Consider the following 12,995-nt stretch of genomic DNA (forward strand, 5'->3'; position numbering starts at 1 on the left):
CGCTTTCACTCATAGAGAGGCAGGCTGGGGGAAAGTTCTCAGGGTTTGGTTGCAGTGCGCCAATCCAATAATAAAAAAATGAGGTATGGATTCATGACTACTCGTGAGACAGGCAACGTGAAGTGGTTCAACGACGCCAAGGGCTACGGTTTTATCCAGCGTGAAGGCGGGGCGGACGTATTTGTCCACTACCGGGCGATCCGTGGCGAAGGCCACCGCTCCCTGACCGAAGGCCAGCAGGTGGAATACGCTGTGGTCGAAGGCCAGAAAGGTCTGCAAGCCGAAGACGTCGTCGGCCTGTAACCCACCCTGTAGGAGCTGGCTTGCCAGCGAAGGCGCCCGTCTATCGAACGCAAGTCTTGAAGGCCTCTTCGCCGGCAAGCCGGCTCCTACGGGTATGCACTGTTCAGGCAGTGCGCCAGGTAATCTCTTCTTCACCGTCGGCGCTGATGCGAATCCAGCGATCGGCGGACTCTTCACCCTCTTCCTCGACCCAGCTGCCCGGTGCGCAGCGCACCTCCACATTCAACGCGGCAAAGGCGGCGCGGGCGCAGGCGATGTCGTCATCCCACGGGGTCTGGTCGCTTTCCAGGTACAGGCTGTTCCACTTGCCCACGGCCTTGGGCAGCCAGGTCACGGGCACCTGGCCTGCGGTGCATTTGTAGGTCTGGCCTTTTTGTACCCAGTCGCTGCACGGGCCAAGCACGGCGCCCAGCCAGGCGGCGATGGCCTTGTAGTCGACGTCGGCGTCTTTCAGGTAAATCTCGATATCGGGCTGGCGCATGGATGTCCTCATTGCCGGTCTGAAAAATCCATTCGCGGATTTCTTCGGCCGCGAGCACAGGCTCGGGGCCTTGGGTTTTAGTGGGTTATTGCAGCACGAAGTAATCGTAGCGCATCGATACGCTGACCTCGAAAGGCTCGGCCTGCTCGATCACCGCGGCGCGGCGCTCGGCGCTGGCGCGCCAGCCGTGGGGCGTCATGGCCAGCAGGTTGGCGCGGTCTTGCGGGCGTTCCAGGTGCAGCTTGAACTCCAGGGTTTCGCTGTGGGCCAGGGCCATGCCTTCGGGTACCAGGGCCAGGTGCTTGTCGTCGGTGTATTCGCGCACTTCGTCGTACAGGCGTTCGCGCAGTTCCATCAGGTGGCCGCTGGTGGGACCTACCTTCATCAGGCCGCCGCCGGGGCTGAGCAGGCGCTTGGCCTCCAGCCAGTCAAGGGGGCTGAAGACGCTGGCCAGGAACTGGCAGCTGGCGTCCGCCAGGGGGATGCGCGCCATGCTGGCGACCATCCAGGTCAGTTGCGGGGCACGACGGCAGGCGCGCTTCACCGCCTCCCGGGAAATATCCAGGGCGTAGCCATCGGCAGCGGGCAGGGCCTGGGCCAGTTGCGCGGTGTAGTAACCCTCGCCACAGCCGATGTCGACCCAGCGCTGGGGCGCACGTTCTGCCGCCAGCTCCGCCAGGCGCCGGGCCACCGGGGCGTAGTGCCCGGCGTTGAGAAAGTCGCGGCGGGCCTCGACCATGGCCTGGTTGTCGCCCGGGTCACGGCTGTTCTTGTGCTGCACCGGCAGCAGGTTCAGGTAGCCCTGGCGTGCCCGGTCGAAACGATGCCCGGCCGGGCAGACCACGCCGTTGTCCACGACGTTCAGCGGGGCACTGCAGAGAGGACAGGCAAGCATCAGGCGAGCAACTTGATCAGGGTCTGGTAGTAGATTTCGGTCAGCACATCGAGGTCGCTGGCCAGTACCCGCTCGTTGACCTGATGGATGGTGGCGTTGACCGGGCCCAGTTCCACCACCTGGGTGCCCAGGGTGGCGATGAAGCGCCCGTCGGAGGTGCCGCCACTGGTGGAGGCCTTGGTGTCGCGCCCGGTGACCTGCTTGATGCTGGCCGATACCGCGTCCAGCAGGGCGCCGGGTTCGGTGAGGAACGGCAACCCGGACAGGGCCCACTCCACATGCCAGTCCAGGCCGTGCTTGTCGAGGATGGCCGCGACCCGCTGCTGCAGGCCTTCCACCGTGGATTCGGTGGAGAAGCGGAAGTTGAACAGCGCGGTCAGTTCACCGGGAATCACGTTGGTGGCGCCGGTGCCGGAATTGAGGTTGGAGATCTGGAAACTGGTGGGTGGGAAGAAGGCGTTGCCGTCGTCCCAGTGCTCCGCCGCCAGTTCCGCCAGGGCCGGCGCCGCCAGGTGGATCGGGTTCTTCGCCAGGTGCGGGTAGGCCACGTGGCCCTGTACCCCGCGCACGGTGAGCTTGGCGCCGAGGGAGCCGCGGCGGCCGTTCTTGACTACGTCGCCCACCAGGCTGGTGCTCGAAGGCTCACCGACGATGCACCAGTCCAGGCGCTCCTTGCGTGCCGCCAGGCGCTCCACCACGGCCTTGGTGCCATGGTGCGCGGGGCCTTCTTCGTCGCTGGTGATGAGGAAGGCTACCGAGCCCTTGTGGTCCGGGTAGTCGGTGACGAAACGCTCAGCGGCTACCAGCATGGCCGCCAGGCTGCCCTTCATGTCCGCTGCGCCACGGCCGCAGAGCATGCCGTGCTCGTCGATCAGAGCGTCGAACGGGTCGTTCTGCCAGGCCTGGACCGGGCCGGTAGGCACCACGTCGGTGTGGCCGGCAAAACACAGCACCGGGCCTTCATGCTGGCCATGGCTGGCCCAGAAGTTGTCCACGTCCTCGATGCGCATCGGTTCCAGCTTGAAGCCGGCATCCCCCAGGCGCTGCATCATCAGCTTCTGGCAGTCGGCGTCGATCGGCGTCACCGAGGGGCGACGGATCAGATCACAGGCAAGTTGCAGGGTCGGCGAAAGCTCGGCATGGGCCGTCATGGGTAACTCCGGTGCAAGGCATTGTGCAGGAGCCGGCGGGGCGGCGAGGGCGGTTTAATCGATACACCGCGTTGCTTGGTTCGCTGGCAAGCCAGCTCCTACAGGGTTGGGCGAGGCGCGCAAAATGGCGGATATCTTAAAGCAAAACGGCGGCCAGAGGCCGCCGTTTAGTACTTTGGATCGATTTAGGCAGCTGGAGCCGGCTGGCTTTCTTCCGCCGGTTTTGGCAGCGACGAAAGGAAGGCCATGACCAGCGCTGCCACGTAAGGCAAAGACTGCACCAGGAGCATGGTCACCCAGAAGCGCATGTCGTTGCTCGGCAGGCCCTGCACCAGGAAGATCCCCAGCGCCGCGCCCCACAACAGCAGCATGATGAACAGCTCTTCCCGGGCTTCCGAGATCGCCACCCAGAAGCCGTGGTTGTCGGCGTTCTTCGGGGTGCGGAAGAACGGAATGCTGCTGGTGAAGAAGCCGTACAGCACCGCCTTGGCGATGGTGTGGGACAAGGCCAGGCCCGCCAGGGCCGCGCAGAACGCGTCCTTGAGGTTGACCCCCACCGCACGGCGGTAGAGGAAGATGATCTTGCCCACCTTGAACACGAACAGCGCCAGCGGCGGGATGGCGAAGATCAGCAGCGGCGGGTCGACCCGTTGCGGCACGATGATCATCGCCGCCGACCACAGCAGGGCGCCGACGGTGAAGAAGATGTTCATGCCGTCCGCTACCCACGGCAGCCAGCCCGCGAGGAAGTGGTAGCGCTGGCCACGGGTCAGCTCGGTGTTCTTGCCGCGCAGCAGGCTGGCGGTGTGGCGCTTGATGATCTGGATCGCGCCATAGGCCCAGCGGAAACGCTGCTTCTTGAAGTCGATGAAGGTGTCGGGCATCAGGCCCTTGCCGTAGCTTTCGTGGTGGTACGCCGCCGACAGGCCTTTCTCGAACACCCGCAGGCCCAGCTCGGCGTCTTCGCAGATGCACCAGTCGGCCCAGCCCAGCTCTTCGAGCACTGTGCGCCGGGTCATGGTCATGGTGCCGTGCTGGATGATCGCGTCACGGTCGTTGCGGGTGACCATGCCGATATGGAAGAAGCCTTTGTATTCCGCGTAGCAGAGCTTCTTGAAGGTGCTTTCGTTCTGGTCGCGATAGTCCTGGGGCGACTGCACGATGGCGATCTTCGGATCGGCGAAGTGCGGCACCATGTGCTTGAGCCAGTTGCGATCGACGCAGTAGTCGGAGTCGATCACCGCGATCACTTCGGCATCCTTGGCGGTGTGCGGCAACAGATAGTTCAGCGCACCGCCCTTGAAGCCGGCCAGGGGCGCGACGTGGAAGAACTTGAAGCGCGGGCCGAGGGTCTCGCAATAGGCCTGCACCGGTTCCCAGACCGCCGGGTCCTTGGTGTTGTTGTCGATGATCAGGACTTCGAAGTCCGGGTAATCGAGGTTGGCCAGGGCATTGAGGGTCTGTTTGACCATCTCCGGCGGCTCGTTGTAGCAGGGCACGTGGATCGAGACTTTCGGCCGGTAGCTGGAGTCCCCCTCCACCGGCAGGAATTCGCGCCGGCGCTTGTGTATCCACACCGCTTCGGCCAGTTCATGGGCCTCGGTCAGCAGCACGATGAACACCCCCAGCGCGCCGAGGGCCAGGAGGAAGCCCACCGTCAGGCTGAACCAGGTGCTGTATTGCTGGCTGTAGTCGTAGCCGATCCACACCAGCACCGAACCGCAGAGGAACGCGATAAAGGTCAGGAAGGTGCGGCCGCGCTGGCGCAGGGCCGAGCCGTCGATCATCAGCAGGGTCAGCGACAGCAGCGCCAGCACCACCGAGCCGATGGCCAGCACCCGCCATTGCGGGATCGCGACCACCGGGCCTTCGAAGTTGAATTTCTGCTGGCGCGCGGCGTTGAACACGCCCCAGTAGGCGCCCACCGAACCTTCGTCGCTGGCCTTCCACGGCTGGTCGAAGGCTTCGATGACAAAGTAGTTGTAGCCCTGGCGGTTGAGCTTGTTGACCAGGGTACGCAGGTAGATCGCCTGGTCCGCCGGGCTGGCGTCGGCGCCACCGCGCATGCGGCCGTTGCTCGGCCAGCCGACCTCGGACAGCAGCAGCGGTTTTTTCGGGAACATCTTCTTCAGGTCCCGGGCGCGGTCGAGGACGAACTGCTCGGCCTTGTCCACCGGGATGAACTCCCAGTAGGGCAGGATGTGCGCGGCGATCAGGTCGACGTGCTTGGCCAGCCCCGGGTTTTCCTCCCAGACGTGCCATTGCTCCGAGGTGGTGACCGGAACTTTTACCGCGGCACGCACCCGGTCGAGAATCACCGACAGTTGGTCGGCGGTGATTTCCTTGCGGAAGATCGCCTCGTTACCCACCACCACCCGCACGACGCTGCGGGAGGTATTGGCCAGTTCGATGGCGCGCATGATTTCCCGCTCGTTGCGCTCCAGGTCCGGGCTGATCCAGATCCCCAGGGTCACGCGCAGGCCGAACTCTTCCGCGAGCCTCGGGATGTCTTCCAGGCTGCCGTCCACCGAATAGGTACGGATGTTGTCGGTCAGCTTGCTCATGATCTCCAGGTCGCGACGCATTTCATCGTCGGACGGGTACTGGTCCTTCTGCGGGAACTGGCCCTGCTGGAAAGGCGAGTAGGAAAAACCGGAGATCTGTTCCGGCCAGTCGGGGGCCGAGACCGGGCGATTGATCAGCGCCCAGAAACCGGTGAACAGCGCGGCAATGGCCAGCACTATCACCAGGTTGAGTCCAAATTTACGCGATGACATAGCTATTTCGGGTTCCAAAAGGTGTGGAACGAGGGAAGGGTTGGCAGGCGCCAAACGGCGGGCATCCTACACCGGCCCTCAACTGAGCGTACAGCGCACAGAGGAAAGCCAGACCTTGGGCACTGTATTCGGGTTTAAGTTCTTTACTTGTAGCTTCAAGGTTAAAACTTGTCGCGTTGAGGCCCTATAATGCGCGCCGGTTTTTTAGGTGATGGTCATGAGTACAGAAGATCCACGGTTTGCCGGCGTCGCCCGTTTGTATGGCATTGAAGGCCTGGAGCGGCTGCGGGCGGCCCATGTGGCGATCGTCGGAGTCGGCGGGGTCGGTTCCTGGGCGGCAGAAGCCATCGCCCGTTGCGGGGTGGGCGAGATCTCGCTGTTCGACCTCGATGACGTCTGCGTCAGCAACAGCAACCGCCAGTTGCACGCGCTGGACAGCACTGTGGGCAAGCCCAAGGTCGAGGTCATGGCCGAACGCCTGCGGGGCATCAATCCGGGCTGCAGGGTGCACGCGGTGGCGGACTTCGTCACCCGCGAGACCATGGCCGAGTACATCACCCCAGACATCGATTGCGTGATCGACTGCATCGACAGTGTCAATGCCAAGGCGGCGCTGATTGCCTGGTGCAAGCGACGCAAGATCCAGATCATCACCACCGGCGGCGCGGGGGGGCAGATCGACCCGACGCTGATCCAGGTCTGCGACCTGAACCGTACCTTCAATGACCCGTTGGCCTCCAAGGTGCGGTCCACCCTGCGCCGCGACTACGGTTTCTCGCGCACCGTAACCCGGCACTACAGCGTGCCTTGCGTGTTTTCCACCGAGCAGCTGCGTTATCCGAAGCCGGACGGCAGCATCTGCCTGCAGAAGAGTTTTGTCGGCGATGGCGTCAAGCTCGACTGTGCCGGCGGCTTTGGCGCGGTGATGATGGTGACCGCGACCTTCGGCATGGTGGCGGCGACCAAGGCAGTGGACAAGATTGTCGCCGGCGTGCGCCGCCCGTCGGAGCGCAGCAAGCCCGCCGCCCCGTAGGAGCTGGCTTGCCAGCGAAGAGGGCCGCGAGGAGGGTGCAAGGCTTATGGGCCTGTTGGCCAGCAAGCAGGCTCCTACGGAGTTAGGGGGCGCTGGCCAGTTCGCTCATGCGTTGCAAGACGGCGTTCAGGCCATTGCTGCGTGAAGGCGAGAGCTGGCGCGACAGGCCCAACTGGTTGAACCAGTCGGCCAGGTCCACTTCCCGCAACTGCTGTGCCGTCAGGCCATTGACCCGCGCCAGGAGCAGGGCCACCAGCCCGCGAATCAGCCGCGCGTCGCTGGCCGCGGCAAACTGCCAATGACCGTTTTCCAGGGCCGCCACCAGCCAGACCTGGCTTTCACAGCCGTGCACCCGGTTGGCCTCGATCTGGTCGGCCTCGCTCAGGGGCGGCAGGCGCTCGCCCCATTGCATCAGCAGGCGCGCCCGCTGTTCCCAGCCGGCAGCCCCCTGGAAAATCTCCAGGGCGGCGACGGCATCCGCCGGCAGGCTCATCGCAGCAGTTCCAGGGCCTGATCCAGGGCTTCGAAGAAACGCTCCAGGTCCTCGGAATCGTTGTACAGCGCCAATGACACGCGAATCGCTCCGGCCAACCCCAGGCTCTTCATCAGCGGCATGGCGCAGTGATGCCCGGCGCGTACGGCAATGCCTTGTTCGGTTAGCAGGTGCGCCAGGTCGGCGTTGTGCACCCCATCCACGACAAAACTGACCAGGGCCACTTGCGGCGAGCCCAGCAGGCGGATGCCATTGCGCGCCTGCAAGCCGTGCAGCAGGTAGGCGTGCAGCGCTGCTTCATGGTCGGCCAGTGCTTGCTGATCCAGGCCGGCGAGATAATCCAGGGTGGCACCCAGGCCGATGACCCCGGCAATCGGCGGCGTACCGGCCTCGAACCCCAGGGGGGCGGGGCGGAAGCTGGCGTGCTGGTAATCGGCGTCCTGGACCATTTCACCGCCGAACTGCCAGTGGCGCAGGCCCTTGAGTGCTGCATGACGGCCAAACAGCACGCCGACCCCATCCGGGCCGTACAGCTTGTGGCTGGAGAACACATAGAAGTCGCAGCCCAGGGCCTGCACATCGTGGCGGCCATGGACCACGCCCTGGGCGCCGTCGATCACCGTCAGTGCGCCCTGGGCCCTGGCCATGGCCAGCAGTGGGGTCAAGGGTTGCCAGGCGCCAAGCACGTTGGACAGCTGGCTCACCGCCAGCAAACGGGTGCGCGGGCCGATCAAGCGGCTTGCCGCGTCGACGTCGATCAGGCCGTCCGGGTCCAGGGGCAGGACCAGCAGCTTGAGACCGCGACGTTGGGCCAGTTGCTGCCAGGGCAGCAGATTGGCGTGGTGCTCCAGGGCGCTGATGACGATTTCATCGCCCGCGGAAAATTGGTGCTCCAGGCCGTAGGCCAGAAGATTCAGCGCGGAGGTCGCGCCGTGGGTGAAGACGATTTGCCCACTGTCACCGGCATTCAGCCATTGGCCGACCTTGCTGCGGCTGTCTTCGAACGCTTGGGTGGCGTGGGCGCCGGGCAGGTGTTGCGCACGATGCACATTGGCCGCGCCATTGGCGTAGTAGTGCGCCAGCGCGTCCAGCAGGGCTTGGGGTTTTTGCGTGGTGGCGGCGTTGTCCAGGTACGTCTGGTCCTGGCGATGCAGGGCGGCGATGGCCGGGAAGTCGGCGCGCCAGGGGGAGGCTACAAGCATGGTGGCAGAACTCGTTTGAACAGGCCGGGCGCCGATGATAAGCGCCTGGCCGGTTCCAGTGAAACCGAATCGCTGCTTAGTTGTGAGCGTGCAGCGCTTCGTTCAGCTCGATGGCCGACTTGTGGGTCTTGCACTCCACGGCGCCGGTTTCCGAGTTGCGACGGAACAGCAGGTCCGGCTGGCCGGCCAGTTCCCGGGCCTTGAGCACTTTGACCAGCTGGTTGTTCTCGTCCAGCAGCGCCACCTTGGTGCCGGCGGTCACGTACAGGCCCGACTCCACGGTATTGCGGTCGCCCAGCGGGATGCCGATACCGGCGTTGGCGCCGATCAGGCAACCTTCGCCGACCTTGATCACGATGTTGCCGCCACCCGACAGGGTGCCCATGGTGGAGCAACCGCCGCCCAGGTCCGAACCCTTGCCGACGAACACGCCCGCGGAAACCCGGCCTTCGATCATGCCCGGGCCTTCGGTGCCGGCGTTGAAGTTGACGAAGCCTTCGTGCATCACGGTGGTGCCTTCGCCGATGTAGGCGCCCAGGCGGATCCGCGCACTGTCAGCGATACGCACGCCGCTCGGCACCACGTAGTCGGTCATTTTCGGGAACTTGTCCACCGAGAACACTTCCAGCAGCTCGCCGCGCAGGCGCGCTTCCAGTTGACGCTCGGCCAGCTCGCCCAGGTCGATCGCGCCCTGGCTGGTCCAGGCCACGTTCGGCAGCAGCGGGAACACGCCGGCCAGGCTCAGGCCGTGCGGCTTGACCAGGCGGTGGGACAGCAGGTGCAGCTTCAGGTAGGCCTCTGGAGTGGAGGTCAGCTGGGCATCTTCGGCCAGCAGGGTCGCTACCAGCGGCTTGTGGCTTTCGGCCAGGCGGGTCAGCAGGGCGGCCTGGGTGGCGTCGATGCTTTTCAGTGCGTCGGCCATTTGCGCGGCCTGGGCGGTGGTGAACGTGATGGCCTGGTTGCCTTCGCTGTAGCCGAGGATCGGCGCTACGGCAGCGACGATTTCAGCCGCAGGCTGGAGCAGGGGCGATGCGTAAAACACTTCCAGCCAAGCGCCTTGGCGGTTCTGGGTGCCGACACCGAATGCCAGGCTGAACAGGGTAGTGGACATGCAGTTACCTCTTGCGAAATTGATTGAGCAGGCTTACTTGAGCGCCGCTGCGTAAAGGTCTGGCTTGAAGCCAATCAGGGTCTTGTCTCCGAGATCGAGCACCGGGCGCTTGATCATCGAAGGTTGCGCGAGCATCAGTTCAACGGCTTTCGCCTGGTCGAGATCGGCTTTGCTTTCGTCATCGAGTTTGCGAAAGGTCGTGCCCGCGCGGTTCAACACCACCTGCCAGCCGTGCTCGTCGCACCACTGATTCAGGTGCTCACGGTCAATGCCGGAGGTTTTGTAATCATGGAAGTCATAGCTGACAGCGTGTTCATCGAGCCAGGTGCGCGCCTTTTTCATGGTGTCACAGGCTTTGATGCCGAAAAGGTGCAACGTTTTGCTTGAAGCGGTCAAGGAATTGCCCCCTTTGGAGATGCTGGAGATGAAAGGTCACGGATTATGCCACGACCGCGCCGATTCGGCGTCGGCTGCTGCGGGGCTTTGTCGCATTGTGTTTCCACGCCCGGGCGCCGTTGCGACTTTTGTGCAGCGGCGTAAACGCAGCTTAAGCGGCTAATATGGCACTTCTGCGGTGAATTCCTGCCGCCGTTGTGTGTCTGCTTTGAAGTTTCAGATCGGGAAGCCCGCTTTATGCAAACCGCCTATACCGTCCTCATCCTGCTGATGCTGGTGAGCCTCTCGCGTCTTGTCGGACGGGTGATTCCACTGCCGCTGCCCCTGGTGCAGATTGCCGCCGGCGCCTTGCTGGCCTGGCCGACCCTGGGGCTGCACGTGGCCCTGGACCCGGAGCTGTTTCTCTTCCTGTTCTTGCCGCCGCTATTGTTTTCCGATGGCTGGCGCATGCCCAAGCGCGAATTCTGGCGCCTGCGCGGGCCGATCCTGACCCTGGCAGTAGGGCTGGTGCTGTTCACCGTGGTGGGCGCCGGCTACTTCATCCATTGGCTGCTGCCGAGCATTCCGTTGCCGGTGGCCTTTGCCCTAGCCGCCGTGCTTTCGCCCACCGACGCCGTGGCGGTATCGGCGATTTCCCAGAACCGCTTGCCCACGCCCCTGATGCACATGCTCCAGGGGGAGGCGCTGATGAATGACGCCTCGGGCCTGGTGACCTTCAAGTTCGCCCTGGCAGCGGCGGTGACCGGGGTGTTCTCCCTGGCCAACGCCAGCCTGACCTTCGTCCTGGTGGCGGTGGGCGGCCTGGCGGTCGGGGTGGCACTGAGCTGGCTGGTGGGGCGCCTGCGGGCCTGGATGATCGCCCGAGGCTGGGATGACCCGGCGACCCACGTGGTGTTCATGCTGCTTTTGCCGTTCGCCGCCTATGTGCTGGCCGAGCGCCTGGGGGCCTCGGGCATTCTCTCGGCGGTGGCGGCGGGGATGATGCAGAGCTGGCTCGACCTGCTGCCGCGCCAGACCAGCACCCGGCTGCTCAATCGCAGCGTCTGGTCACTGCTGGAGTTCGCCTTCAACGGCCTGATCTTCCTGCTCCTGGGGTTGCAGCTGCCGGACATCATCAAGGCCGTGGTCAGTCACGAGACCTCGCTGTGGCCGATCCTGTTCTACCGTTGCCTGGATGTGGTGGCGATTTTCCTGGTGCTGCTGGTGTTGCGTTTCATCTGGGTGCAGAGCATCTGGCGCCTGTCCGGCCTGCTGCGGCGCTGGCGCGGCAAGGGTGAATTGACCCTGGTGCCGACTGCCCGTTCCTGCTGGTTGCTGACCGTGGGTGGAGTGCGCGGGGCGGTAACCCTGGCCGGTGTGATGTCGGTACCGTTGTTTCTCGGTGCCGGCGAAGCCTTTCCGGAGCGCGACCTGCTGATCTTCATCGCTGCCGGGGTGATCCTGCTGTCCCTGGTGGCGGCCTGCATTGCTCTGCCGCTGCTGCTGCGCGGCATTGTGAAGAGCCCTGACGACAAGCGCCGTGGGGAAGTGCGGGATGCCTGGCGCAAGACTGCCGAAGCGGCGATCCATGCCCTGGAGGCCGAAGAGGTGGCTGACACCGGTGAAACCCCGGATGCTGCCCAGGCGGCCCTGGCCACCGAACTCAAGGGGCGCTTGATGGCCGAGTACCGGCATCAGTTGGAGGTCTACAACGATTCCGCCGAGGCCCAGGCCCTGGCGTTCCAGATGGACTTGCTGGAGCGGCGCCTGCGGATCAAGGCCCTGCGTGCGCAACGGCTGGAGCTGTATCGGCTGAGCCGCCAGCATCAGATTGGCGACGATGTGCTACGCGAAGTACTGGCCGACTTGGATATGAGCGAGGCCAATCTGGGGCAGGTGAAGTGAGGCGTTCGCCGGCAGTCGGCTCCTGCTGTGGGAGCCGGCTTGCCGGCGAAAGGCCTCAAGCGCGACGCAGCACGAAATCGCGAATCCGTTCCGCGGCTTCCACGCATTCCGCCAGCGGCGCTACCAGCGCCATGCGTACCCGGCCGGCGCCCGGGTTGGTGCCGTCCACATCCCGCGACAGGTAGGAGCCCGGAACCACGGTCACATGCTCCTGTTCGAACAGGTCGCGGCAGAAGGCTGCGTCATCCCCGGCCACGTTCGGCCACAGGTAGAAGCTGCCGTCCGGGCGCTGCACATCCATCACGGGCGCAAGGATCGCCAGCACCGCGTCGAATTTCTCCCGGTACAAGGCGCGGTTGGCGCGCACGTGCACTTCGTCGTTCCAGGCGGCGACGCTGGCCAGTTGGGTCTGCACCGGCATGGCGCAGCCGTGGTAGGTGCGGTACAGCAGGAAGCCCTTGAGAATCTCGGCATCACCGGCGACGAAGCCCGAGCGCAGGCCCGGCAGGTTGGAGCGCTTGGACAGGCTGTGGAACACCACGCAGCGCTTGAAGTCCTTGCGGCCCAGTTCGACGCAGGCGCTGAGCAGGCCCGGGGGCGGTGCCTGTTCGTCGAAGTACAGCTCGCTGTAGCACTCGTCGGCGGCGATCACGAAGTCGTGCTCGTCGGCCAGGGCGATCAGCTTCTTCAGGGTGTCCAGCGGGATCAGCGCGCCGGTGGGGTTGCCCGGCGAGCACAGGAAGAGGATCTGGCAGCGCTGCCAGATCTCCACCGGCACGGCGTCGAAGTCCGGGTTGAAGCCGTTTTCGTCGAGGCACGGCAGGTAGTGCGGCTTGGCCCCGGCGAGGAAGGCCGCGCCTTCGTAGATCTGATAGAAGGGGTTGGGGCTGACCACCAGGGCATCTTCGCCGCGGTTGACCACGGTCTGGGTGAAGGCGAACAGCGCTTCGCGGGTGCCGTTGACCGGCAGTACATTGCGCGCCGGGTCGAGCCAGAGCGCGGGCACGCCAAAGCGCCGTTCGCACCAGCCGGCGATGGCTTCGCGCAGGGCCGGGATGCCCAGGGTGGTGGGGTAGACCGCCATCTGATCGAGGTTGCTGGCTAGGGCTTCGGCGACAAAGCTTGGCGAGCGGTGCTTGGGTTCGCCGATGGACAGGGCGATGGCGCGCTTGTCCGGGTTGGGCGTCACGGTGCCGAGCAAGGCGCGCAGCTTTTCGAACGGGTAGGGCTGCAACTGGTTCAGAGCGTTGTTCATGGAGGCGGTATCTC

The 12,995-nt window shown here is 64.6% G+C and carries 12 protein-coding genes; 3 read left to right on the forward strand and 9 right to left on the reverse strand.

The features are described 5' to 3' along the window. Positions 1-93: 93 nt before the first annotated feature. The gene (locus BM382_RS14170) at positions 94-303 is read left to right on the forward strand and encodes a cold-shock protein (RefSeq protein WP_011059510.1); all 210 of its coding nucleotides are present in this window, start codon (positions 94-96) and stop codon (positions 301-303) included. Between the two features lie 103 nt (positions 304-406). On the opposite strand, the gene BM382_RS14175 is transcribed toward BM382_RS14170, so the two are convergent. The 4 genes from BM382_RS14175 to BM382_RS14190 form a co-directional block, all read right to left on the reverse strand. Continuing rightward, positions 407-784 carry a hypothetical protein gene (locus BM382_RS14175; RefSeq protein ID WP_011059511.1) on the reverse strand — a complete coding sequence of 126 codons (378 nt, stop codon included), beginning with the start codon at positions 782-784 and terminating at the stop codon, positions 407-409. Positions 785-869: 85 nt separating this feature from the next. Continuing rightward, entirely contained in the window at positions 870-1,679 is an 810-nt protein-coding gene (locus BM382_RS14180; RefSeq protein ID WP_019093669.1) for a putative RNA methyltransferase, read from the reverse strand. Continuing rightward, positions 1,679-2,830: a succinyl-diaminopimelate desuccinylase gene (gene dapE, locus BM382_RS14185; RefSeq protein WP_019093668.1), complete on the reverse strand. Its 1,152-nt coding sequence runs from the start codon at positions 2,828-2,830 to the stop codon at positions 1,679-1,681. The genes BM382_RS14180 and dapE overlap by 1 nt, the downstream gene beginning before the upstream one ends. 185 nt (positions 2,831-3,015) lie before the next feature. Further along, positions 3,016-5,607: a glycosyltransferase gene (locus BM382_RS14190; protein ID WP_011059514.1), complete on the reverse strand. Its 2,592-nt coding sequence runs from the start codon at positions 5,605-5,607 to the stop codon at positions 3,016-3,018. A 217-nt stretch (positions 5,608-5,824) separates the two neighbouring features. Here BM382_RS14190 and tcdA point away from each other — a divergent pair, with 217 nt between their 5' ends. Then, positions 5,825-6,640, forward strand: a complete 816-nt coding sequence (tcdA, locus tag BM382_RS14195; RefSeq protein WP_170866327.1) for a tRNA cyclic N6-threonylcarbamoyladenosine(37) synthase TcdA — start codon at positions 5,825-5,827, stop codon at positions 6,638-6,640. Positions 6,641-6,722: 82 nt separating this feature from the next. On the opposite strand, the gene BM382_RS14200 is transcribed toward tcdA, so the two are convergent. The 4 genes from BM382_RS14200 to BM382_RS14215 all read right to left on the reverse strand — a co-directional run bounded on the left by BM382_RS14200 (position 6,723) and on the right by BM382_RS14215 (position 9,842). Continuing rightward, positions 6,723-7,133, reverse strand: a complete 411-nt coding sequence (locus BM382_RS14200; RefSeq protein ID WP_072443125.1) for a SufE family protein — start codon at positions 7,131-7,133, stop codon at positions 6,723-6,725. Next, on the reverse strand, positions 7,130-8,335 hold the full coding sequence (locus BM382_RS14205) for an aminotransferase class V-fold PLP-dependent enzyme (protein WP_072443127.1): 1,206 nt from the start codon (positions 8,333-8,335) through the stop codon (positions 7,130-7,132). Before BM382_RS14205 ends, BM382_RS14200 begins: the two co-directional genes overlap by 4 nt. A gap of 76 nt (positions 8,336-8,411) precedes the next feature. Next, on the reverse strand, positions 8,412-9,446 hold the full coding sequence (gene dapD / locus BM382_RS14210) for a 2,3,4,5-tetrahydropyridine-2,6-dicarboxylate N-succinyltransferase (RefSeq protein WP_011059518.1): 1,035 nt from the start codon (positions 9,444-9,446) through the stop codon (positions 8,412-8,414). A gap of 33 nt (positions 9,447-9,479) precedes the next feature. Further along, entirely contained in the window at positions 9,480-9,842 is a 363-nt protein-coding gene (locus tag BM382_RS14215; RefSeq protein WP_011059519.1) for an ArsC family reductase, read from the reverse strand. Positions 9,843-10,079: 237 nt separating this feature from the next. Here BM382_RS14215 and BM382_RS14220 point away from each other — a divergent pair, with 237 nt between their 5' ends. Further along, positions 10,080-11,726 carry a Na+/H+ antiporter gene (locus tag BM382_RS14220; RefSeq protein ID WP_011059520.1) on the forward strand — a complete coding sequence of 549 codons (1,647 nt, stop codon included), beginning with the start codon at positions 10,080-10,082 and terminating at the stop codon, positions 11,724-11,726. Positions 11,727-11,781: 55 nt separating this feature from the next. Here the strand turns inward: BM382_RS14220 and dapC are convergent, their stop codons facing one another. Then, positions 11,782-12,981 (reverse strand): succinyldiaminopimelate transaminase, encoded by a 1,200-nt coding sequence (gene dapC / locus BM382_RS14225; RefSeq protein ID WP_011059521.1) that lies wholly within the window; start codon positions 12,979-12,981, stop codon positions 11,782-11,784. Positions 12,982-12,995: the final 14 nt, after the last annotated feature.

The sequence above is a fragment of the Pseudomonas sp. NFPP25 genome (assembly GCF_900116505.1).
GTDB classification, from domain to species: domain Bacteria; phylum Pseudomonadota; class Gammaproteobacteria; order Pseudomonadales; family Pseudomonadaceae; genus Aquipseudomonas; species Aquipseudomonas protegens.